The sequence below is a fragment of the Pseudoalteromonas sp. XMcav2-N genome, from assembly GCF_024124545.1.
In the GTDB taxonomy this organism is placed as follows: Bacteria; Pseudomonadota; Gammaproteobacteria; order Enterobacterales; family Alteromonadaceae; genus Pseudoalteromonas.
Window position 1 is genome coordinate 85255 of record NZ_JAMXSF010000010.1, and the last position, 23623, is coordinate 108877.

The following is a 23623-nucleotide window of genomic DNA, read 5'->3' on the forward strand; positions in this document are numbered from 1 at the left end:
TTACAAGTCCATCTCCGTCATGGATTGATCATCAAATGCCACGCTGATATCACGACCGCTGACAATGTTACTAAGGCGCGCAACGCCATCAGGTGCAGCCGGTGCGCCTGAACTGTTCAGGTCTTCAACCCGGACAGCAAGTTGCACAACACTGGGGTTATCAAAGATGTCACCGACCGTGGCCCTGATAGCAAAGTGTTGATTCAGCCTTGATATCAATTGCATAGCCAACACTGAGTTACCGCCACATTCGAAGAAATTGTGATGGGTTCCCAGTTGCTCTGAATTTAATAACTCGTGATAAATGGTCAGGATCTTCGCTTCCACCGGGTTGGCAGGTTGGCACAGCTCGGTCTGTGCCTGGTGATTGTTATCCGGCACCACCAGCGCATTGCGATCAAGCTTGCCATTGGCTGTTGTTGGCCACTCTCCAAGCCAGCACAGGTATTCAGGTAACATATAAGCCGGCAGCTGATTTGCCAGAGCGCTTCGCAATGTACTGATAGTCCAGTGCTGCGCCAGTTCGCCCTGCTCAATGCAGTAGGCGCACAATGCGGCTTGATTCTGGCCAGTTGTTTTGATGAATACCCGAACATCTGCATCTCCCAGCACGTTGCGTAGCTGCGCTTCAATTTCACCCAGCTCAATCCGGTGGCCATGCAGCTTCACCTGATGGTCAAGTCGACCATCAAGTTCAAAGCGACCATCGGCCAGCCTGCGTGCCCGATCCCCAGTACGATATAGTCGTTCAGTGTGGTGTTCATCAAACTGGTGGGCAACAAAACGGGCTTGTGTGAGCTCAGGTCTTGCCAGATAGCCATTAGCCAGGCCAGCTCCACCGATCCACAGCTCTCCCCAAACACCCACCGGCTGCACCGCGGCATTGTATGTTGCATTTTCGGGCAGTACATACAGGCTGGTATTGGCTACCGGCTGGCCTATAGTAATGTCTTCAGGGTGGAAGATTTGCCCGGTTGCAGACCAGATAGTGGTTTCAGTAGGCCCGTACATATTCCACAGCGCTTTTGCCTGACTGAGTAACTGAGCAGCAAGTACCGAACTTAAAGGTTCTCCTCCACTCCACACAGTTAAGCCCGCCGCAAAATTGGGACATGTCGACAACAGTAATTGCCATAAGGTCGGGGTCGCCTGCATCACGGTGACCGGGTATTGCTCAATCAGATCAGCCAGCGCATTCGGATCACTACAGGCCTGCTCGCTGGCCAGCAACACAGTGCCGCCAACTACAAGTGGACCAAACAGCTCCAACAAGGCTATATCAAAGGCAATGGTGGTGACACTCAGCAAACAATCTGACTGATCTAACCCGGGTTTGCGGGCCATTGTGTGTAACAGGTTTGCCAGCGCACCGTGGCTTATCTCTACCCCTTTTGGCTTCCCTGTGGAGCCTGAGGTATAAATCACATACGCACGCTGCTGTGGCGTAATTACCTGAGCATCAAAGTCACTGGCGCACTGTGCAATCTCCGCTTGCCTGACATCCAAATCAACAATGTCTATGTCTGTATGCGCAATGGCAAGTGCAGCCTCACTCATTGCATCACACAGCAAACAACTTGCCTGACTGTCGCTCAGCATCTCTTTTAACCTGGCCTGAGGGAAAGCCAAATCCAGCGGCAGGAAGGCTGCACCGGTTTTCAATACTGCCAATAAGGCAACCAGCAGCTCGGTGCGCCGCGGCAGCGCAATGGCCACCAGAGAATCGGCACCAACTCCTCTGGCAGATATATAGTTTGCCAGTTGATTAACGCGCTCTTGCAGTTGCTCATAGCACAGTGCTTGTTCTGCGCAGATAAGTGCGGTGTTTTGTGGCAGCTGAGCCGCCCGTGCCGACAATGCATCCAACAGCAGTGGCTGTCCGAGCGTCTCTGAAATAGGTGTGACTAGCTGCGCATGCATCTGACTATCCAGCAGACTCACCTTGTCACAGTCCTGCGTAGCTTGCAGGCCCGCAAATAAGCGAACCAGCGACTGGGCGTAATGCGCCATCATATCGCTGTCATAGCGCGCACTCAGATACTCCAGCTCCAGTGTCCACTGACCATTGATACACAATAAGTTGCAGCTTAATTCATACTGACCAAACCGGGTGTCCGTTGGACAACTTGATACCGTTAGTCCGTCAAATTCGGGAAGCTTCTGCACTTTATCCAGATTGAACAAAGTCTCTGGCAAGGACACGGCCTCATGGGTCAGCTCGCTGTATGGCAGGTGCTGATGCTCAAAGGCTTCAAGCAGGCTGTTTTGCAGTTGCTTAACCAAGGCAGCAACAGTAAGGGGACCCGAGAAATCAGCCACCAAAGGTAAAATGTTGGTGCAATAGCCCGGTAAATGCTGATCAAGACAGTGCGGATCATACGCATCACTGAGCAGCTGACGATCAGAGACTGGAATGCCTACTGCAATATGTTGCTGGCCGGTCAACTTATGTAACCAAAGCGCATAAATTGCCAGTAAGGTCGCAAACTGACCACAGCCCTGAGCTTTGCTCAGCGCCGCAATATTAGGCAGCTCGCCAAGCTCCAGTATCTGCTTTTCAACCATAAAGCTTTCCTGCCTGCCTGCTCCCGGACGGGCTGGCAACGCCAGCGCCTCGCACTGTGCCAGTCGATCAAGCCAGTAGCCTTTATCCTGCTGATAGCGAGTGCTGCTGAGGTAATGTACCACGCCTTCAACATAGGCACTGAAATGAACGGTGGCTGGCGCAGTTAAGTCACCGCCAATACAAGTATAATTTTCCGCGATACGACTCATCATTTGTTGCAGACTGAGTCCGTCATACAAAACATGGTGCGCCGTAATACTGAGCACATGTGCCTGCGGGCCGTCCTGCAGCAAATCAAAGCGACAAAGTGGCTCAGTACCGAACTCAAATGCACGGTATCGCACATCCGCTAACCTGACCTGCAATGACTGTTCTGTATTTGCATGTTCAATCAAGGATACAGCCGACGCTTCAAGTCGAACATGAGACAGGGTGTCCGGGTCAACCGAATAACTTAGCAATGAATAGTCGGTTTGCAGCTGGGCAACAGCCTGCGCTAGACGTGCCTTGTCTAACTGACCGCTGAGACGTAACACGGCCTGCACATGATAGGCTTGCGCACCTTGTTCTGACTTTAAAGCCAGCGCCAGCAATTGCTGCTGCGCGCCCGTTAACGGGAATTGCACAGGCTGCGTATCCGCAGGATCCGGCTCGCCAAAATAGCCTGCAGCTTTCAAGGCAAGTGCGCTGTCTTTAACGGTCTGGATAATGGTGTTCACATCCGCATCCGTATGGGCCGCCGACAAAAAGCAATTCCGTCCTTCCCAAATGAACACACCACGGTTGAGCATTTCATAGAAAAACACATCCAGGTTCTGACTAAAACGGAAGCGGAACAGAGATGTAAAGTGCTCAATTTGTATCGGAATATTCTGCGCCGTAAAGAAGGTATTGAGGGTATTGGCAAGATAGTCGGTATTGCGACTTATCGCTTCCTGAAGCTGGGCCCCGTGTTGTTTTATCTCACTCAGAACCGCCTTAGCACTGGACATCACCAGTGGGTGTTTGCAAAATGTGCCGGCGAAGAAAGTGGTATCGGCCTGCGGGTAAGACGCATCACCATATTGCCAATGACCACCATCAATGCCATCCAGATAATCGTGACTACCGGCAACCACCCCAATCGGCAACCCTCCACCAACAATCTTGCCATAGGTAGCCATGTCTGCCTGGATCCCCAACATCGCTTGCACCCCACCCGGATGCGCTCTGAACCCGGTGATCATCTCGTCAAAGATAAGTGCAATGCCCAGCTCTGTCGTCAGTGCCCTTAATGCCTGCAAAAATGCCCAGGGCTGATGGGCCGGATGACGGCTCTGTACGGGTTCAACCAATACAGCGGCAATGTCATAAGCCTGTGCTCTGATGGCGTCAAGCGCAGCGTCAACGCCATATTCCAGCACCAGATTATCACTGATTGCCCCGTTCCTGACCCCGCCGCACATAGGTTCTACCGAGTCACCACCGGGCACATTCTGCGCAAGCGTACCGTCATAGTGGCCATGATAAGCCCCTTCAAACTGGACGATTTTGTTGCGGCGGGTTTTATTGCGCGCCAGGCGCACAGCCGTCATTACCGCTTCTGTGCCTGAGTTACAGAAGGTGACTCGCTCAAGCCCGGTCAGCTCGCTTACCAGCTCAGCCACCTCACAGGCCAGCGGACTTGCCAGCCCCAGTTGCAGGCCTTCATCAATTTGTTGTGCCAGCGCCCGAGTAACAAACGCGGGCTTATGGCCAAACAGGTTAACCCCGAAGTCCATGGTAATATCAATATATTCATTGCCATCAATATCCCAGATGCGGCTACCTTCACAACGTTTTCCAAATACAGGATAAAGTAGCTCCTTACTGGACAAGCGGAACCCGGCCGACGCACGACAGTCCGCCAGGTGTGTCCTGTGTTCAGACACCAGCGTTTTTGATAAGGGCGTTTTAGCACAATAACTGTCTGTGAGTGAGGCCAGATGCCGCTGCACAGATCTGCTGCTTGCAGCCGACGTTATCTGCTTCTGACCAAAGCCTGGAAGTATTCTGGCAGCACTGCCTGGTTGCGCGCTTTGAGACGAGGCTGGAGCGTGCGCCTTAATGGTCTGCTCTGTAGATAGTGTGGCAAGACGAGTGGTCGGGTTGGAAATAGCAAAGTTATTCTGATGACCCTGCAACATCGCAAGTTGGCGGGCAGCAACGGCTTCAACGCTTTGCGCGGCAGTCGTATTAGAGACAGATGCGGCGGCCTGCAGCTGCTCCCGGCAAATATTTGCAACAAGCTCAGAAGAGACATTCAGCGCACCTTGTTCAACTGCCGCCGGACTTGCCACATCGCTATTTGGCTTAGGAGGCTCATTGGTGACTGCCACCGGCGCTGTCGCTGCGCACTGATAATCACTGTGTTCTATGATATATGCTACCAGCAACTCTACCGTACTAAGCTCTTCATAGAACTGGCGCACACTGAACTCGAGGCCAAATTCCCGCTCGTAGGTTCGTACCGCATTCATGATCATCAATGAATCGACCCCCATCTCCAGCAAAGGGAGGTGAGTCTGTATATCACTGACGGGCATAGACAATAATCGTGACAGGGTATTGAGCACAAAGGCCCGGATAGCGTCATCTCGTGGGGTGACTGCAGCACCTTCATCAGACGCTTCAAGGCCGATGTTTTGTGCAGCGCTGCGCTGTGACGGGATATCCAGGATCCAGTAAGGGCTGCGATCGAACGGATACAGAGGCAAGGGAACTCTTGGCTGGGTGTTATCGCCATAGTGATGAGTCCAGTCAAGCTCTGTACCCATTTCAAACAAACGTCCCTTAACTGCCAGTAAACGCGGTAAATCGGCGCCTTTATTGTGTAATACGTGCAAAAACTCGCACTGCTGTGCAGGGCGATTTTCCTGCAATAAACCACACAGCACAGGTTTAGGACCCAGTTCAAGGGCAATATAAGCCTCTGACTGAGACAAGTGAGCGATACATGCAGCAAATTGCACCGGGGCACAGATCTGCTCAACCCAGTAGCTGGGGTCACACACCCTCAGCGCTTCTTGTTTGCCAGTCACAGAAGAGACAAACGCAATAGCAGGCTGGCTATACCTGACCTGTGCCGCCACTTGCGCAAATTCACTGAGCATCGGCTGCATCATTGGTGAATGAAATGCCCGTGCGGTATTAATTTCTTTGTGACGCACGTTTTGCTCTTGCAGCGTCCTGCACAGGGTGTCCATTGCGGTGTTGTGGCCCGAAAACACCACGCCCGACTCACCATGATAAGCCGATACCGATATCTGACCGTCAATGCCAGCTACCAGCGCATCGGCCTGCTCACGGTCGCACCGTGCAGTCACCATACGGCCGTTGTCCGCAAGTGCATTCATCAGCCGGCCACGCGCTGAGATAAGCTTTATCGCATCGGCAAGTGAAAAAATCCCCGCAATACAGGCTGCCGCATATTCTCCAACACTGTGACTCACTAATTGATCTGGTTGCAAGCCGGTGCTCTGCCACAATTTCGCCTGAGCATACTCAATGGCAAACAAACAAACCTGCGTCCACTGGGTCTGGGCCAGGTATTCCTCATTGGGATCCTGATACAAAACAGTAATAAGCCTTGGCCCTAAAGTGTCCGCCAACAGGCGGTCACACTCATCAATGGCGTCACGAAACACGGGTTGCGTGTCGTACAGAGACTTACCCATATCAGGGTATTGCGCCCCCTGCCCGGTGAAAAGGAATACCAGCTCACGCCCTGGTGCCGACATTTGGCTTGCCAGTTCCGGGAGGTCTTGCACAGCTGTCAGTGCGGCTACCAGTGCTTCCCGACTCTCGCCCACAAAGGCATGGCGCGCTTCTTTGTAATGGGGCTTTCTCGCCGTCTGGCGCACCAATGTATCGAACTCATTTGGGGTGGCTGCACTTAAAACATCCGCATAGCGGTGTGCAAGCTGAGTCAGGGAGTTGGCTGATTTTGCAGATAGTGGCAGCACGTACCCCGCATATTGCGATACATCTTTATCGGCTTTTGCAACATTTTCTGGCCGTTGCGCACAAATAACATGGGCATTGGTGCCACCAAATCCAAACGAACTCACCGCTGCCAGTCTTGGCTTGTTCTCCTGCGAAGGCCATATCTGAGACTGGGTGACAACCTCAACCGGCAGTTTTTGCCATGGAATATGCGCATTCAGCTGCTCAGTGTGTAATTGTGCAGGTAGCTGCGCTTTCTCAAGACACAATAGCGTTTTGATCAACCCTGCCAGACCCGCACCAGACTCCAGGTGGCCAATATTGGCCTTAGCTGAGCCCAGTAACAGGGGCTGGTTTGGCGCACGTCCTTCGCCATACACCTTGGCCAGTGCCGATACTTCGATAGGATCGCCCAGCTCTGTGCCTGTACCGTGGGTTTCAATGTACTGGATATCCTCCGGTGCCACCGCCGCACGTTGTAATGCTGATTTAATAACGCGCTGCTGCGATACACCATTGGGGGCGGTGATACCGTTGCTCCGACCATCCTGATTTACCGCACTGCCCTTGAGTACCCCGTAAATAGGGTCTTTATCGGCCATAGCCTGCGCCAGAGGTTTTAATAAAACACAACCCACACCTTCGCTGCGTACATAACCATCAGCAGCGCGAGAAAACGTTTTGCAACGACCATCATCTGCCAGCATCTGCGCATTGTCACAAGCATCAGTGACCTCATTACTGAGGATCAGGTTGACACCACACACCAGGGCCATGGGCATATCACCAACACGGAGCCCATTCAGAGCATGGTGCAAAGCAACCAAGGAAGAAGAACAGGCTGTATCTACCGACAGACTCGGACCTGTGAAGTTATAGGTATAAGACAAGCGATTAGCAGCAATACTCAGTGCTGTACCAGTGCCAAGATAGGGATTACCCTGCTGCGCTTGGTTCGACATATTAAAGTAGTCATTCTGAGAAATGCCCACATATACACCCACGGGCTGACCGGTCAATTCGGCAGGCATCAATCCGGCCGACTGGATGGCATGGTAGCTGGTTTCAAGCAACAAACGATGCTGAGGGTCTATGTAATTGGCCTCTGCCGGTGAAATACCAAAAAGTCCGGCATCAAACTGCTCAATGTCACTCAGGTAACCACCCAACCGGGTCTTACTCAGTGCCGGACATAAAGCCTGCCGCACGGCATCGGGTACACTGATGGCATCGCGCTTATCAGTCAACAACTGCCAGTACCCATTGAGGTCTGCGGCTTGCGGGTAGCGACACGCCATACCAATTACAGCAACATCGGTGTCACCTTCACTCTCGCCAGTCGAAGCATCACCTTGTGTACTGGTTTCTGAACTCTCTGAGGGCGTTGCATTGTACTCAGACGTAGTGTGACTATCACAACTCAGGCGCTCACGTATCGATTCAAATTGACTTAAATGATGAGCCAGCTGAGCAATTGACGGATACTCATACAGTACCGTTGCTTCGAGCTCTATGTCATGTAGCTCCATCAGCTCGCCGGAAATCCGCACAGCCTTCATTGAGTCTACACCCAAAGATAAAAAGGTGGCGTCAATATCCAGACTACCGGGTTGACGGTCGACTTCCAGCCCTACGACTTCCTGCAAAACTTTACGTAACGCCGCTTCGACGCCCGAATAATCAGTTACTTTGCTGTTATCTTGTATCTTCTTTGGTTGTACTTGCGGTGCTCGTGAGCGCGCCAGTACATCGAAAGTATCGGCAAGATAGTGACGTTTGTTTTCCTGTCGTTGAATTTTGCCACTGGAGGTCTTCAGGATCCGCCCGGGCTTGATCAACACCACCTCATACGGGGTAATACCATGTTGCTCAGTGACCGCAGCCGTAATCGCTGCAAAGATCTCCTGCTCGTTCAGTTTGCGCACAGCGGTACGCTTGACCTGCTGCACAATAACCAGACGTTCCTCTCCTTGCTCTGATAAACAAGAAAACGCGGCGCCCCCGTTGTTGTCCATAGCGCTGTGGGCTTCCACCACTGTCAGCTCTATATCTTGCGGATAGTAGTTTTTACCACGGAAAATCATCACATCTTTAGCGCGCCCGGTTACATAGAGTTCGTCCTGGTAGACAAACCCCAAATCGCCCGTTCGCAAATAAGGCCCGTCATTGTCACCAGCAATGCGCGCCTTAAAAATCTCCTCGGTCAGCTCGTCCTTGCGCCAGTAGCCCTGCGCAACGCTTGCACCTCTCACCCAAATTTCACCGGTGTGTCCGTCTTCACAGCGTTGTTTTGTATTCGGGTCAACGATGGCCAATGTGTGGCCATGCCAGGTACCGCCGCATGACACCGCATAATAGGGTTGATTGTCTGTCTGAGTCGCTTCGGCTATATCAAGATCGTAAAACGTAGCACGGCTTGCGGACTGCGTATTTAACAACGACGCTTTGCCCTGATGCATGTCTTTACTATCAAGCGAAAGGACCGCTGGCGTAGTCAACAAACGCCCCCCGGTTGCAAACAAGGTGGTTTCCGCCATGCCGTAGCAGGGTGCCGTAGCCTCACGACGAAAGCCGCAACGTTTGAACTTCTGGTAAAAGCGTTCAAGGGTACTGGCCCGAACAGGCTCGGCACCATTGAGTGCGCTTTGCCAATGCGATAAGTCTAAGTTTGCCAGTTCTTCTTCTTTGATTGTGTCTACACACAGGTCATAGGCAAAATTGGGGGCACTGGAGGTAACGGCTTTGGTCTCACTCAGCAGCTTCAGCCAGCGTAGTGGCTTTTGTAAGAACGATGTCGGGTTCATTAGCGCGGCAGGTGCACCTATGTATATAGGGTGCAAAATACCGAAGATCAGCCCCATATCATGAAAGTGTGGGAGCCAGCTTACAATAGGTGTCTGCGCACTGTGGCCGAAGGCTAGCTTCATCATTTCTTCGTTATCCATGATGTTGCCATGGCTGACCATTACCCCCTTGGGGCTCCCCGTCGAGCCAGAGGTATACTGCAAAAAAGCCAGGTCTTGTGGCGCAATCTGGATATCCTGCCAGGCCATGGGCTCGACCAGCTCAACCCCCTCACCATCGGTGGCAATGATAGACACATTGCTCAGACTTTCCTCGGCTTCAAATAGCGGCTGTGCAATTTCATAAATCTTGCTGCTGGTCAGTGCACCCGTTGCACCGGCGTCTTCAATAATGCTTCTCAGGCGGTCGGTATTTTGGTTCTTTTTTGGCGGGTATGCCGGTACGGCCACAATGCCAGCGTACAGACAGGCAAAAAACGCTTCTACAAACTCAAACCCTGAGTTGTACAAGAGCAAAGCTCTGTCGCCTTTTTCAAAGTAAGTCAGCAAGCGTGCCGCGATCCGTCTGGAATTCAGGTCGAGCTCTGCGTAGCTCAGGGAAACTGCCGGTTGATTGTCTTCGAAGAAATACTGATATGCAATGTCATCGCCACGTGTCCGGGCCAATGTCACTAATGTAGCCACTAAGTCGTTATTCATGCCATACCCATACAAGGTTTATTGAGTAAGTTCCTTTGATCAGAACATCTGACTCAATGGCCCTGAGCAGGCAATACAACGCCGTGCCGCTATCGAGGCTGAGTACAGTTGTCCGATCCGTAAAATTGGAAAAAACCAATTAATTACATAAACACAATAACAAAGTATGACCTGTCCGATCACACCTAACCGCGAAAACGCAGCACAGGGTCATTGTGGTTTTAAAGGTTAACTAACCGCTTAAAACCGCAAGCTTTGCTAATCAACTACACCTTCTCGCCTGAAGAGCATAAAACTTTGATTATCCATGAAAACAATCTAAATCCACTGCATTCAATCAGGCTAAAATATTCTGATAGTGTTAATCTAGCGGGACGACAACTGAACTAAAAATACCATTCCCTAATGTTGTTTTTATCTTCTGCTAAGCCGTTTAAAAAATTGGCTTTCAGGTTCCTGTTTGATGATTTACCTCTTGATGCTATCACAAAGCACTAAAAAATAAAGCAAAACCAATTACAAATTTAACAAATAAGTAACGACAATATTACCCATACGCTGAGTTTAAACAACCGTCGTGCCAAAACTCATAGGCGTTGAACAGCATAAAAATAGCGATAAGTAGCCGTTCAGAGCATACGCCAAATGCTAACTCAGCAATTGGCTGGGGTAAATTACAGTGGCTTACGTACCGATTTAATTACCTAAACCTGGCTTGACCACTTTAGCCTAACCAAGCTGTTAGTGACACAAGCTGCTATTTTTCATGAAGTTTAGTCGCTCATTTGAAAAACGCACAGATATCTTGGGCACAGTGTATGACAATCGTTACATTCTAACTGAAAGTCGATAAAAGATGGCCGCAGCAAACTGCTGACTTTGTTGGTGCTGAATTTGCGCCGGATCAAATTATGTCAGGTACAAATCACTATACTCATGGCAAACACTTATCAGGGAGAAGCATATGAAAGCCGCACTCGTCCATTCCTTTAAACAACCGTTAGAGATCCAAACTGTCCCAAAACCCACTTTGACACCCGGCTCAGTACTGGTTGAAATTGCTGCATGTGGGGTATGTCACACCGATCTGCATGCCTGCCACGGAGACTGGCCAGTCAAACCAAAACTCCCTCTGATCCCAGGCCACGAAGGGGTTGGTACCGTAGTAGCAAAAGCAGACGATGTGACCCATCTTGAACTTGGAGACCGCGTCGGTGTGCCCTGGTTACACAGCGCCTGTGGTCACTGTGAGCATTGTCTTAAAGGAGACGAAAACCTCTGCCCGCAGCAGCAAAACAGTGGTTACTCTGTTGATGGGGGCTATGCGCAATTTACCAAAGCTGACGCTAATTATGTTGTTAAAATCCCCGATAATGTGCCTTTTGTCGAAGCTGCTCCTCTGTTTTGTGCCGGTGTCACTACCTATAAAGCACTCAAAGTGTCTGGTGCAAAACCTGGAGACTGGGTGTCCATTGTTGGCGCTGGCGGCTTGGGCCATCTGGCCATTCAGTACGCAAAAGCCATGGGCCTGAATGTGGTAGCGGTAGACAGCGGTGAAGAGAAGCTTTCACTGGCACACACTTTAGGTGCAGACTTGGTTATCGACTATACCAAAGAGGATCCCGCTGAAGCCATACAAACTCAGCTCGGTGGTGTTCAAGCTGTGGTCTGTACCGCTGTTTCTAAATCCGCTTTTACCTCTTCTTTTCACAGTGTCAAACGTGGCGGTGTCTGCGTGCTTGTTGGCCTGCCTCCAGAAGATATGCCAATTCCCATTTTTGATACTGTACTCAAAGGGGTCAGTGTTATAGGTAGCATTGTGGGCACACGCCAGGATCTGATCGAGTGTTTGCAGTTTGCTGCGCAAGGAAAAGTTAAAGCCATTATTGAGACTCAACCGCTTGAAGCCATTAACGATGTATTTGATCAAATGCTAAACAGCGAAATAAATGGCCGAATAGTCCTGACGCTGGATAAATAGCCGCCAAATAAAAAAGGCGCAACTTAGTGCGTTGCGCCAAACCTCATAGGAAAGAAGTGAGGAAGGGAATTAATCTACGGTGGTTATCACAGTATCAATCAGATGAACCACTCCGTTTGCGGTATAAATATCAACCTGGGTGATGTTGCTACCCTCGACCTGAAGACCGGATGTAGGTAGGTTTACCTGCCACCATTTTCCAGCAACGCCCTGCCCCATCGCATCGCCCGCATTTGTGTCTTGAGCATACATATACAGAGGGCGACCCAGATAAGCGGCTTGCATGCTGCCATCTAATCTTGCAATCAGCGACAAGCCCGGGATATTAGCTATCTGCGCTTGCGTTGCGATCACAGGTGGCCAGTTGGTAGCACATGCGTCGACACACTGACTATTTGCGAACGTCAGGTCGTCATCAAATACGTACAGCGTTTTGCCAGCCATCGCTGCACCATTACCAGAGACCAGTCTTTGATTCGTCGCGTCATAGGCAACCATGTCGGTATCTGTGTTGGCGGTTGAGACAAAATCAACAACCTTGAGGTCCAGCATATTGGTGGCCAACGTTTCTACCTGCTTACCATTCAGGCTGAAAGCCAAAGAAGAAGAGGCTTCCAGTGTCAGCACATGCTGAGTCAACACCTGAGTAAGGCCTGCTGGGTTAGCCAGCAGCGCATTTAAATCGGCCGCGGGAATCTTCTGAAATGCGCGGTTAGTTGGCGCAAAGACGGTAAATTGCTTGGTAGTATCCGACAAAGCATCGACCAGATTGGCAGTCTGCAATGCAGTCACCAGCGTCGACAAATCATCTGTCTCCATCGCTACATCGACAATGGTTTTGTCTGTCGCCATTTTATCCATTGGCGGCATGATCACCTTGTCGAGCACATGAATAACGCCATTGTCTGCTTTTACATTGGCAGTGCGGATCACCGCATCGTTGATGAATAGCATGCTATCCACAATGCTTAGCGCACTCTTATCGGTATTCGCCATCGCAACCATGTTGTCTGCAGAGGACGCAATACCAGCGGCAGTGTCTGACATTACACTCTGCCCTGCAACAACATGATACAGAAGAATGTCTTTCAGTTTGTCGGTGTCAGCAGCCAATGCGTCGAGTGTAGCCTGGCCAAGGGCTGCAAACGCCGCGTCAGTGGGCGCGAAGACAGTGAATTTGGTAGTCGGGTCGCCAAGTGTTGCGTCCAGACCCGTTGCTGTCACCAGACTCAGTAACGTGTTGAATGAACCCGCCCCAGCTGCTACTTCAGGAATGAGGCCCAGTGACTCCGGCACACTGATATCGCCAACAACTACCGCATCTAATACGTGGATCACACCGTTTGAAGCTGGTATATCAGTTTGAGTCACTGTCACACCCGCAAACTTCAGCATGTCTGTGGCAGCATCAATTGCCACACTTTGTTGGTTTTGCTCCAGCGTCGTCGCATTTTTACCATTGAGCGACATGGCTGTCACCGAGTCGACTTTACCTGCCACAATATGCTGTTTGAGTATACTGCTCAGCACTTCAGGATTTGCCAGTAAGGTATTGATGGTTTTAGTACCCAAAGCCGCAAATGCAGCATCAGTAGGCGCGAACACAGTCAAATCATCACTACCGGTCAGAGCACTGGTCAAACCGGCTGTTTCGACGGCCTTCAGAAGGGTTGTAAAATTACCAGCCTGAGTCGCTACCTCTGCAATGTTAGCTGTTGAGGTTGCATCACTGGGGGGCATTAACACAGCATCGATGACATGGATCACACCGTTGTCGGTCATGATGTCTGTTTGCGTCACCGTCGCCGTGTTTATGAGCAGGTTGTCGCCCGACAGAGACAAGGCAAGCTTTGCACCGTTCACTGTTTCTGTCGTTTGCCCGGCTAAGGTAAGCGCCGTCTCGGCTTTCACTTCAGATGCCAGAACATGGTAGGTCAAAATCTTGCCCAGTGTGTCTGGGTCCGCCAGTAACTCGTTTATGGCCGACTCTCCCAGTGCGGCGAATGCTGCATCGGTTGGAGCGAACACAGTAAACGTACTGTCCGTATTATCTAGCGTGGCTGTCAGGCCTGCGGCATCAATGGCCGCCACCAGAGTGTTAAAACTGCCAGCTGCTTTAGCAGCATCATAAACCGAGTTCTCCTCTGGTGGTGGTGTTGTTACGACTTCATGATCATCGTCGGAACAGGCCGCGAGCAAGGCCAGGGTACTGATCAACATTATTTTTATTAGTACTTTCACGATTTTCTCCATCAAGGTGGTCAACATTCGAGCAATACGCAGCCTTGAGAAACAAAGATCAAGAAAATTTAAAAATCTTTAAACATGTCATTTTTAATTGTGATTAAAGAGCGTGCAAAGAATGCTCTAAGCTAGCAATTAAATCGGCAATACAGAGGCCAAGCGAGCGCGTATAAGCTGGCTAACATGTCACATCTTCTGTTATTTGCTAAAAGCAGGTGTAACAACTTGTAATACCAAACCCATTAACATAAAAATAAACTCAAAGACACAGGTAGTAAATAATTAAATAGTAACAATGTCGTAATAATCAATCTCAAGATAAAGGAGCTAACTATGTACACTTCCAGCCACGGAAGAATTGCGGTAAACAAAACAACTCTGCGTTTGCTGAGAAAAAAAAGCACTTAGCCGGGAAAAACTAGCCCAAGAGTGCAGTAATAGGCGTTTACCTGTTTCGGTTTCCACAATAAAACGTGCAGAAGCAGGGAAACAAGTACTATGTCGCACCATACAAAGCCTTGCTAGCTACTTTCAGGTCAGTATTGACACACTCATTAACGATACGGATGCTCCTCCCTGGATTTACCGTCATCTGGTGAAAGATATGCCCAATCCCTGCTACGGCAGAGAGTGGGAACTCAATCATCTCCATTCAATGATCAACCAGACACTTAACCTCTGTTCACTACAAACGCTCTACTTACAGGGGATGACAGGCGCTGGGAAAACCAGCCTGCTGACGGCTTTTACCGCACAGCTGACCACAGCAGGCAGGCGCAGCCTTACTTTTTCATGTGATGCTTTTACCGAGCGTACTCAGTCTCCATTCTCCGTTTTGTATTTTGTCAGGGCACTCATGTCTGTCAACGATAAGACTCCAGGCCATGACATTCGCCATAAAATAGACCTGGTAGCCAGCAGTGCGCTCTGCTCACTGCGGCTGCGTCAATGGTTAGGCTGCGACTTAAACCAGAATGAAACAGATACGCTGGCTCTGTTAACCAAGAATCGGATCAAGCAATTAGATAAACAAGTTGCACAGAATCTGCTCGCTTATGCACATCACAAAGGGGTGATAGCGATTATGATTGATGGTGCGCACAACTTAACAACCAAAGCACTCCAGTTCATTCAGTTGTTAACTTCGTGCGGCGCTCAACTAGCGATCACCTTTATTATTTCGGCGCAACAAAAACAAACCTTTATCCACCCACCAAAATGGCTCAGCCATGCCCACACTATCATTCTAAAACCATTAGATCTGGACGCTATGGTGCAAATTGCTAATCACACATTATTGAGCCAGGGCAGAGTGCCCGACAAACACAGGAACCGAGCAACTAATGCCATAACTCGTGCGCAAGGTAACCCCTATTTCCTCAAACAGCTTTTGTCTCACCCAGATCCAATCGTCGCACTGCCCGACACATTACAACACTTTGCCCGCAATTGCTTAAACTCAATGCCTTGTGAAGTAGCCAATACGCTTAAGTTTGCTGCAAGCCTGGGACTGTGTTTCAACACGCATCAATTACAACAATTCAACGACAACGAGAATATTCGCGCTCCGCTATGTGTATTACACAAAATGCTCTGCAGCGGGCTGGTCACACAAAGTGATGAGCACTTTTGCTTTGTACACCCTCTGGTTCAGGAAGCACTCAAGAGCCAGACAACACGCAGTGACTTCAGCTGGTACACCTACCCCAGGCACCATCACCCTAATAATTGCCCGAATCAAGTGACCAGTATCTGACCCAATATCGGGGCGCATAAAAAAATACATTTTCCTTGACCACACGGCATGCACCTCCAGCACTTGCTGGAAGTGCATGTTTTTCACATAACCTGAAAACAAGGAAATACCATGTCTACACTTTTGAAACTAACACCAAAGGCACAGCCCTGGATTGGCAGTAGTGACGCACTTTTTAAACTAAAACAGCAAATCGTTTTACTTGCACAGTGTAACTTGCCAGTCCACATCATTGGCCAACCTGGCAGTGGTAAACACTTAGCGGTAAGTCATCTACATCAATTGGGAAAAACAGACTCTCATCCACTGGTTGTCTCTTGTGTGAATCATTGGGATGACAGTTGCGCGGTCACAAAACTAGAATCTCTGCTCTCACAAACACGCGATGGCACACTTTACCTGAAGAATATAGATGCACTGGCTCCCGAACAAGCCGAAGCTGTTAAAGACTACTGGCTTAATCTGAACACCGCTTCCGCGACTCCAAGACTCATTACTTCTACCTCCACCCAAAAGCATGACCAAGCCTTAATAGAACCACAACACAGTTCATTTTTAAGCTGGTTGCACTACCATTGCCTTGAGCTGAGCATTCCATCATTAGCTGAGCGCCAGGAAGATATACCCGATTTGATAAGCCATTACAAAGAAACCTGTCAGCATTTAGAAAACCTGCAAATAGACAAACAAGCAATGGCAATGCTAACGGCTTATAACTGGCCACACAACGCTAAGCAGCTTAAACGCTGCCTGGACAAGCTGTCATTCTTGAGTGGCCAACAGGAGATCACCAAACAACTACTCATCAGCATTTTTCCGGCCATGAACGATACTCACAGCCAATACCCCGAAGTACCTGATAACGCACCATCGAAGCGAGTTAGCAATGAATTCACCACGTTAATTCAGTCGCTCATTGCCTGTGATAATGAACTTTCATTTGAGCCCCAAAGCACAGGCACTGAGCAGTTCACCGCCCCGCTTCTCAAACTACAAGCTGCCAATAAACCTCACCCGGCGTTGGCCCGTGCGCTGCAATATATAGATGAAAACTTCAAAAAGCCACTGAGCCTGAGCGAAGTTGCAAGTTATGCATGTGTTAGTCCGTCACATTTATCGTTCTTATTTAAACGCTATGTGGGCCAATCGTTTAAACAAACCTTACTACGAATCCGAATCAAAACGGCGATGACACTACTACGTGAAGACCCCTACAGTCAGGTGACAGAAGTGTGTGACGATGTTGGCTTCTCTGACTTGAGCTTCTTTGTCAGAAAGTTTAAATCAGTCGTTGGTGTCAGTCCGGGTGTGTACCGCGACCAGCGCACCAAGCATTAGTCAATGAGTAAGCCTTGTGCTGATTGCTTTTGGAATCAGCACACAACGCAATCAACCGTTTTACCAACTTATCACCACGATTTTACCAATCAAGTCACGTGTTCCTGCCAATTCCTGACACCTGGCTTTTTCTATACTGACCTCAGTGTTTAGGCGACTCCATAAAAGCATGATGAACCAGACACCAAACTTGTATTTTATTCAAAAACTCTAAGCAAATAGGTGAAATTATGGCATTTCCAACCGCAGTTAACGATCAAATCACAGACTCCGTCACACAGGCCAATGTCAAAGTACTAGGTGATGCACCCGCTATGTCTATGGGGAATTTATTTCAGGCAACGTCTCAGGCACTCGCCAATGCTGCGCACAACGCTACGTCTGCGCAGCAGCAATCAGCCATGACTGCACAAGCTGCAACCACTATGGGTGTTACAACCCTGTACTCAATTGATACAGCGACCACAGGCATTGCGACCAAACGCATTCTGCAACCGCAGAAACAACCTGTCGCAGGGTTAGGCAACTAATGCACTTTGCATCCGTGGTTGCGCGTGGCTACAAACTGAAATGGCGCAACTGCAATTACAAAGCGCAGGTTTACAACACCCAGAATAAGGCCGGCAACAACCAGGCTTAATTTGAAAACAAAAATAAGGACGACACGATGGCTTTTCCAACCGCAGTAAACAGTCAAATTACTGATTCAGTTACTCAAGCCAATGTACAGGTACTGGGCGACGCACCGTCCATTGCTATGGGTAACTTGTTTCAGGCGACCTCTCAGGCGCTTGCCAACGCAGCACATAATGCAACGGCAGCACAGCAACAGGCAAACATTACCGCCCAAGCGGTAACCACAATGGGTGTAAATATTCTTTACTCCATTGACACTGCAACGACTGGCGTTGCGACCAGCAAAATTTTTGCGTAGCGGTCTCTTCTCAGTCTTAAACAACCAGGCAATAACGCCTATTTATTAAAACTTTAAAAGGAAAATAGTTATGGCATTTCCAACCGCTGTAAATAGTCAAATTACTGATTCTGTCTCACAAGTGAACACCAAAGTACTGGGTGATGCACCTGCTATTGCAACTGGTAACTTTATGATTGCAACCAGCCAGGCGCTGTCAAACGCAGCACACAACGCCACGACCAGCCAGCAAAACAATACGGTTACAGCCCAAGCTGCTTTGGTTCAGGGTGTTGATACGCTCATGAGCGTCAATACAGCAACAACGGCAGAAGGCATTCACAAGGTTTTCCGTTAAGCAAGCCGCCCGGGTACTGATACTAAACGTATCAGTACCATTTCGGTCAGCGTCATCTGACCGGGTTTAATAAGGAATCGCTGTGTTAAACACACTTGAAGCCAACGGGTTTTCACTCGCTGTCGCATCAACAACCATGGGCCATTCTATTTCGTTGTTGATGGAAAATGCGGTGCAAAATGAAGCACGCAGCCAGCTGACATCCAGCACTGCTGTTGCTCAATGCTGCGCACTCATGGTCGCAGCCGGTGCCGCTGCCATTAAATCTGGATAACTAAGGAAGTCATTATGAGTACTATAAACGATCAAATCACCGATTCGGTGAATCAAATAAACACTTTGCTGATGGGATCTGCACCTATGCAGTCAATGGGCATGCTGAATGTTACTGCGAGTGAAACCATAGGTATGTCGATGTTTAATGCCGTTTCTGCGCAGCAAAATGCACAAACTTCAGCTTCGGCTGCCGCAGCCGCGAGCTGTGCAAAAATGCTCCAGCAGTCGCCACCTCCACCTGCTAAGAAACCGACGCCAGAAGTGAAACCGGACCCAAGTCAGGTAGAAGCGTTAGTAAAGGAGCTTCTAAAGAAACAAGACGATTCGCAGAAGAAACAAGACGATTCGCAGACTCCAGCTAAGTCATAAAGATGCGCACTGCAAAAAATAACCAACAGAGGCACAGCATATGAACGAGTTAACAAATGTCGGGCCATCGACACAGACTTCACTGGATGTGTTAAAAAACGCCAGTCTGAACGGCGAGCTAAACAAACTCTCCGGCGCCGGCAAGGCCTATCAGTCGGTTTCACAGTCAACTGCCATAGCTATCCAGGATGCCACCGATAACCTTAGAAATATCAATACAATGGCGACAACGGCTATGGGAGTCGCCATTTCTCAGATGTTGGCCACCGGCTCAGTCGGTGATTACGCTGGCATTATCGAAGCCGCAAATAAAATGGTAGAAAATGGCACCAAAAACTTTGGTGCGGTAGGTAGTTCAGCCAGTAACCTGCTCGACAATTTTCCCGATGGTGGCAGTTAGCTGAACAAATACAAGGCTAACGGCGACTAAGGAGACGAATATGACGATCATTGTGAACAATAAAGAGATTGAGCAACTTGACCAGTTTGCTGATAAAACGCAGACCCTGATCCAGTTTCTTAATCAGGGTGCACACAGCACCGATGCACTCATACAACAAAGTGAGGTACTTAGTTTCACCTCAGAAGCGCAATTTATCGAGCAACTGTATCTGGGACTAATGAACTCAACGATGCTGTATTTACATCAGATCCCCCTGTCTGTCGACATCAAAAAGCTCCTGGAGCTAAGTACCAACGACCTCAGGGATCTGGCAACATTCAGTAACCGGGATTCAGAAACTGACAAAGCCAGGCTAGCAAGCATTCTGGCCAAATATCGACTGGTAGACAGTGCCATTTTAAACAAAATAGCCCTTTTTTACCGACGCTATAATCTCAATTATCACACGCTGGGCTGGGGCGCTTCGTTCCATGATCAGCTCACATTATACAGCGTTATCTGCTACTGTGAGCAAGTGTATGATCTATCAAATCAGACAGTGATCCCAGCTTGCCAGTGGGCAACACAACAAGCACAAAGCCTGAGCGAATTTGCTCACTACTTTTGCATTTATCTGGCATGGAAAAACAACAAAAAAGAAATGCCCGGTACACCCGATCACCTTGTTGACATACTGGCGCCAGTAGTAAACAGCAACCTCGACTCTCCGATTGTGACCTTTGAGCTACAGGCCATTGACCTGCACAACGCAATAAAGCAGTGGCATGAAGGAGGCAATAACCTGGGATTCAGTAGTTTCAGCGCTGGGCTACTCAATATTGTACTCAATATCGACTTGCATACTGACGATCTGGTAAAGGCTGCAAATGATTACTTAAGCACACTTCAAACCACTCTGAGCAATGCCTTAGCCAGTGACAGTTTTGTGTGTCAAGCCGGGCTTTGTCGTCACTATTTATTTAAATTACACAACAGTGAAGCCTTGCTCAACGTAGACAGTCAGGGTTGCCTGAGCCTATTTAACCATTGGCCGACAGCCGCCTAACCGGAGAAAAAAACATGAACCCAGCACAACAGAAAAAAGCCGCGCTCGGTGAGTTGACCCAAGTCGTTATGCCTACACAGCTGAACACCATTTTGTCAGACATAGACGCCATGCTAGCCAGTGCACGGCAGACCATAGATCAGTCTTTACAGCAGTCATCTCAGCTTGTTGATCAGTCGCGTCAACATTTGGCCCGTATTAATCACGCACTGGCAAGCGAGGCTGTCAGCGCGTCACCTCACACATTGAATGACGAGACGACTCAGGCAGAGCCAAATCAGGAACAAATGCTCAACGCTCAGGTAACTTATCTGGAAGAGCAAAACACTCATATGAAACAAGTTTACACGGAACAAGAGCTGGCCGCTCAACAAAGTGCCCAGGCAGCTCAGCAAGCCATGGAAACGACCATTAAGAACATGGAGGCTCAGCTGATGCAACAAAATCAGGCTTTTCAAAGTGAAGTCATGCAACGTAGCACAGAAACACCCGAGGGTTAAATCACAAGATAAGGAGCTACCTCGTCATGATCAGAATTAACTTTAGTCCGCTCACCTGGTTACCCGATGAAAAAGTAAAAGTGAATGCGGCAAACAAGCAAATGCAAGAGCTGGTATCACGATTAGCGGACGCACCTAAGTACCATACACTGACAACTCAGGACCGCCAGCAACTCATTGATGAAGGTTATGCTGCAGACTTGGTAGACAATCTGGTGTTTATTACACTCAGAACCGACGAGCTGGGCAAGGATGTCGTGACAAGCGGGTTTAACTACGCGGCTTTTGATACCTCACTGTTCAGCTCTGCGCACCTCAGGACACATCTGGCACAGCTTAATCGGGGGTGCTGCGCCTACTGCGAAAGCTATTTGTCGGCAACTGATGGAGGAAAAGTCGGACACTTTCGCCCTGTAGAGCTGTTGGAAACAGAGCAGGAGTCCGGACAAAGTACGGTTACCACTTGTTCTCCCTACTACTCACAAGCCTATGAACAGCGAAACCTGCTATTTGTCTGCGAGGCATGCCATGAACAGCATAAAGGCGGACGATTTCCACTGGCAGGTCTGCGTCTGCCTGCGATCAGTATTGAACAGGAACAACCGTTGCTCATCAACCCCTATGAGGAAGACCCCAGACTGTTTATTCGCTTTGACCCTGTAACCGGCCGTGCATACCCTTTTGATTTACTGGCCGCCTTTTTAATGGATACCCGTACATTACACCTTGACGGCGTAGCAAAAGAAATCTGGTCACACCCGGACATTTTGCGTCACGCACCTGACTTTCATCAATTACCAGAGTTTACGAGTTGGTTTCATTCACTGGACAAAGACAGGTTAAAGCAGCTCAGTAAAGGCCAGAACAGTATTCAGTTGCTGGGGTTAAACCGACCAGAGCTGGTGATTGCTCGGCTGAGTGCACTCAGCCAGTTACACCTGGCCTTTGAACACTTCAGGCACAGTAAACAATCAGATATGAGCTCATTTATTGACTCGCTACCTATACTTCAGTTCAGAAGCTTGAGTATCGATGCCTTACAAACCTGGCATAATCAGTCCGACGAACAGGAGCTCAGCGACGCAGAGCCTTCCCTGCCCGAAAACTTATCGATACCAGAACGCAGCGTTTTTCCCGCCTGGTTCAGAGCCTCACTACGCTACTGTATTGAGGAATCTCAGCTGACAGAAACACACAAGCGTAACCTCGTATTTCTCTCGGCCAGAGACAAATTATACGGACAAAAACCCAAAGAAAAATGCGTGTTTCTGCCCCTGAACTGGCAGCAGGATAAGCATAAACTGATCAAAGTTCGTTCTGAGCGCAATATCTGGGAAACCTCTTTCGCTGAGCTGGCCAGCTCCCGCCCCCTGGAGCTACTGAATTTATTCACACAAAACGATGTTTGGGTGGAAGGCCCATTCGACGCACTGCATAGTGCATAACTTAACCATATGTAAGGAAAATCAGCCATGAGTAATTTATACGATCAAGCAGTGAACGGCGCCGAGCAACAAGCTACCCAGGCGGTAGCACAAGCCGATGCTGACACGGCAGCCCAATCCACCGGATACGCCACTACCACGCCTTTTGAGGCCGAAGATGTCGCCAGAAATGCCGTTGTTGCGGCAGATCAGAGCATGTATCAGCAAGCCTTTAACTCGCCCTCAAATACAACTCCTGACTTGGCGGAGCAAATAGCAACTGAGGCAGTGGAAGCGACGGAATAATGCAGAAGCGAGTTCCAGCCAAAGTACCCGACCCGTTCGGGTCTTTTTTTGCCTGGAAATCTCTATCAGCCCAAGCCTCTCCAGAGACAGGATGAGAGAACAATGAACCAGCAATGTCTGAATATAATTTTAACTTACTGACAAGTACCAACTACTGGCGCTTTTTTACCAATCTCCCTCTAAACCGCTCATCTATAGTAAATACATCCAGCAAACACGGGATAACCCCATGGCGTTTTATCAACTTAAGGTGAAGCAAAACCGCTTTACTCGCCCCGTTACTCAAGGACCAGCACAACGACGCACAACAACGGGCATTCAACCTGTCAGCCGTGCCCTGCCGCCCCGTCTGAGGCGGGGCATGGAAAAGCTTACCGGCGTGAATCTGGCCAATGTGCGGGTGCATTATAACTCGCCCAAACCAGCACAGGTTCAAGCCCACGCGTATGCACAAGGACGTGATATTTATCTGTCGCCCGGTCAGGAGAAACATCTGCCCCATGAACTGGGGCATATTGCACAGCAGGCGCTGGGGATGGTCAAGCCTACCACTGAGGTCAATGGCGTAGCGGTAAATGACGATCCAAAGCTTGAGCAACAGGCCACAGAGTGGGGCAAACTGGCGCTGCGTTTGGGTGGGCAGGAGTAGCTGGCTATGGCGGTTGGACTGGGGAAAGC

16 protein-coding genes are annotated in these 23623 nt (G+C 49.4%); 14 read left to right on the forward strand and 2 right to left on the reverse strand.

The features are described 5' to 3' along the window. The gene (locus NH568_RS14085; RefSeq protein WP_253048283.1) at window positions 1–10032 is read right to left on the reverse strand and encodes a non-ribosomal peptide synthetase/type I polyketide synthase; all 10032 of its coding nucleotides are present in this window, start codon (window positions 10030–10032) and stop codon (window positions 1–3) included. Window positions 10033–10996: 964 nt separating this feature from the next. Between NH568_RS14085 and adhP the strand changes: the two genes are divergently transcribed. Then, entirely contained in the window at window positions 10997–12013 is a 1017-nt protein-coding gene (adhP, locus tag NH568_RS14090; RefSeq protein WP_253048284.1) for an alcohol dehydrogenase AdhP, read from the forward strand. 69 nt (window positions 12014–12082) lie between these two features. On the opposite strand, the gene NH568_RS14095 is transcribed toward adhP, so the two are convergent. Then, the gene (locus tag NH568_RS14095) at window positions 12083–14254 is read right to left on the reverse strand and encodes a fasciclin domain-containing protein (protein WP_253048286.1); all 2172 of its coding nucleotides are present in this window, start codon (window positions 14252–14254) and stop codon (window positions 12083–12085) included. A gap of 607 nt (window positions 14255–14861) precedes the next feature. Between NH568_RS14095 and NH568_RS14100 the strand changes: the two genes are divergently transcribed. The 13 genes from NH568_RS14100 (at window position 14862) to NH568_RS14160 (ending at window position 23594) form a co-directional block, all read left to right on the forward strand. After that, a complete protein-coding gene (locus tag NH568_RS14100) occupies window positions 14862–16013 on the forward strand; it encodes an ATP-binding protein (protein ID WP_253048288.1) in 1152 nt (383 codons plus the stop codon). Between the two features lie 111 nt (window positions 16014–16124). Continuing rightward, a complete protein-coding gene (locus NH568_RS14105) occupies window positions 16125–17351 on the forward strand; it encodes an AraC family transcriptional regulator (protein WP_253048289.1) in 1227 nt (408 codons plus the stop codon). A 230-nt stretch (window positions 17352–17581) separates the two neighbouring features. Then, window positions 17582–17881 carry a RebB family R body protein gene (locus tag NH568_RS14110; RefSeq protein WP_039607636.1) on the forward strand — a complete coding sequence of 100 codons (300 nt, stop codon included), beginning with the start codon at window positions 17582–17584 and terminating at the stop codon, window positions 17879–17881. Window positions 17882–18018: 137 nt separating this feature from the next. Then, entirely contained in the window at window positions 18019–18285 is a 267-nt protein-coding gene (locus NH568_RS14115; RefSeq protein ID WP_010380819.1) for a RebB family R body protein, read from the forward strand. Between the two features lie 70 nt (window positions 18286–18355). Continuing rightward, the gene (locus tag NH568_RS14120; protein WP_253048290.1) at window positions 18356–18622 is read left to right on the forward strand and encodes a RebB family R body protein; all 267 of its coding nucleotides are present in this window, start codon (window positions 18356–18358) and stop codon (window positions 18620–18622) included. Window positions 18623–18704: 82 nt separating this feature from the next. Further along, a complete protein-coding gene (locus NH568_RS14125; RefSeq protein ID WP_253048291.1) occupies window positions 18705–18896 on the forward strand; it encodes a RebB family R body protein in 192 nt (63 codons plus the stop codon). Window positions 18897–18910: 14 nt separating this feature from the next. Further along, window positions 18911–19267, forward strand: a complete 357-nt coding sequence (locus NH568_RS14130) for a RebB family R body protein (protein WP_253048292.1) — start codon at window positions 18911–18913, stop codon at window positions 19265–19267. A gap of 40 nt (window positions 19268–19307) precedes the next feature. After that, window positions 19308–19667: a hypothetical protein gene (locus NH568_RS14135; protein ID WP_253048293.1), complete on the forward strand. Its 360-nt coding sequence runs from the start codon at window positions 19308–19310 to the stop codon at window positions 19665–19667. Between the two features lie 40 nt (window positions 19668–19707). Further along, a complete protein-coding gene (locus NH568_RS14140; protein ID WP_253048294.1) occupies window positions 19708–20715 on the forward strand; it encodes a hypothetical protein in 1008 nt (335 codons plus the stop codon). Window positions 20716–20729: 14 nt separating this feature from the next. Further along, complete coding sequence (locus NH568_RS14145) at window positions 20730–21215, forward strand: hypothetical protein (protein WP_253048295.1); 486 nt, start codon at window positions 20730–20732, stop codon at window positions 21213–21215. A 26-nt stretch (window positions 21216–21241) separates the two neighbouring features. Continuing rightward, complete coding sequence (locus NH568_RS14150) at window positions 21242–22660, forward strand: hypothetical protein (protein WP_253048296.1); 1419 nt, start codon at window positions 21242–21244, stop codon at window positions 22658–22660. A gap of 27 nt (window positions 22661–22687) precedes the next feature. Further along, window positions 22688–22945: a hypothetical protein gene (locus NH568_RS14155; protein WP_253048298.1), complete on the forward strand. Its 258-nt coding sequence runs from the start codon at window positions 22688–22690 to the stop codon at window positions 22943–22945. A 229-nt stretch (window positions 22946–23174) separates the two neighbouring features. Then, entirely contained in the window at window positions 23175–23594 is a 420-nt protein-coding gene (locus NH568_RS14160) for a DUF4157 domain-containing protein (protein WP_253048299.1), read from the forward strand. The last annotated feature ends 29 nt before the right edge of the window (window positions 23595–23623 follow it).

What these genes read in the sequence shown, in the direction of transcription:
- NH568_RS14085 (WP_253048283.1), bottom strand. Translation starts at nt 10,032, where the DNA reads ATGAATAACGACTTAGTGGCTACATTAGTGACATTGGCCCGGACACGT.
- adhP (WP_253048284.1), top strand. Translation starts at nt 10,997, where the DNA reads ATGAAAGCCGCACTCGTCCATTCCTTTAAACAACCGTTAGAGATCCAA.
- NH568_RS14100 (WP_253048288.1), top strand. Translation starts at nt 14,862, where the DNA reads ATGCCCAATCCCTGCTACGGCAGAGAGTGGGAACTCAATCATCTCCAT.
- NH568_RS14105 (WP_253048289.1), top strand. Translation starts at nt 16,125, where the DNA reads ATGTCTACACTTTTGAAACTAACACCAAAGGCACAGCCCTGGATTGGC.
- NH568_RS14110 (WP_039607636.1), top strand. Translation starts at nt 17,582, where the DNA reads ATGGCATTTCCAACCGCAGTTAACGATCAAATCACAGACTCCGTCACA.
- NH568_RS14115 (WP_010380819.1), top strand. Translation starts at nt 18,019, where the DNA reads ATGGCTTTTCCAACCGCAGTAAACAGTCAAATTACTGATTCAGTTACT.
- NH568_RS14120 (WP_253048290.1), top strand. Translation starts at nt 18,356, where the DNA reads ATGGCATTTCCAACCGCTGTAAATAGTCAAATTACTGATTCTGTCTCA.
- NH568_RS14130 (WP_253048292.1), top strand. Translation starts at nt 18,911, where the DNA reads ATGAGTACTATAAACGATCAAATCACCGATTCGGTGAATCAAATAAAC.
- NH568_RS14135 (WP_253048293.1), top strand. Translation starts at nt 19,308, where the DNA reads ATGAACGAGTTAACAAATGTCGGGCCATCGACACAGACTTCACTGGAT.
- NH568_RS14140 (WP_253048294.1), top strand. Translation starts at nt 19,708, where the DNA reads ATGACGATCATTGTGAACAATAAAGAGATTGAGCAACTTGACCAGTTT.
- NH568_RS14145 (WP_253048295.1), top strand. Translation starts at nt 20,730, where the DNA reads ATGAACCCAGCACAACAGAAAAAAGCCGCGCTCGGTGAGTTGACCCAA.
- NH568_RS14150 (WP_253048296.1), top strand. Translation starts at nt 21,242, where the DNA reads ATGATCAGAATTAACTTTAGTCCGCTCACCTGGTTACCCGATGAAAAA.
- NH568_RS14155 (WP_253048298.1), top strand. Translation starts at nt 22,688, where the DNA reads ATGAGTAATTTATACGATCAAGCAGTGAACGGCGCCGAGCAACAAGCT.
- NH568_RS14160 (WP_253048299.1), top strand. Translation starts at nt 23,175, where the DNA reads ATGGCGTTTTATCAACTTAAGGTGAAGCAAAACCGCTTTACTCGCCCC.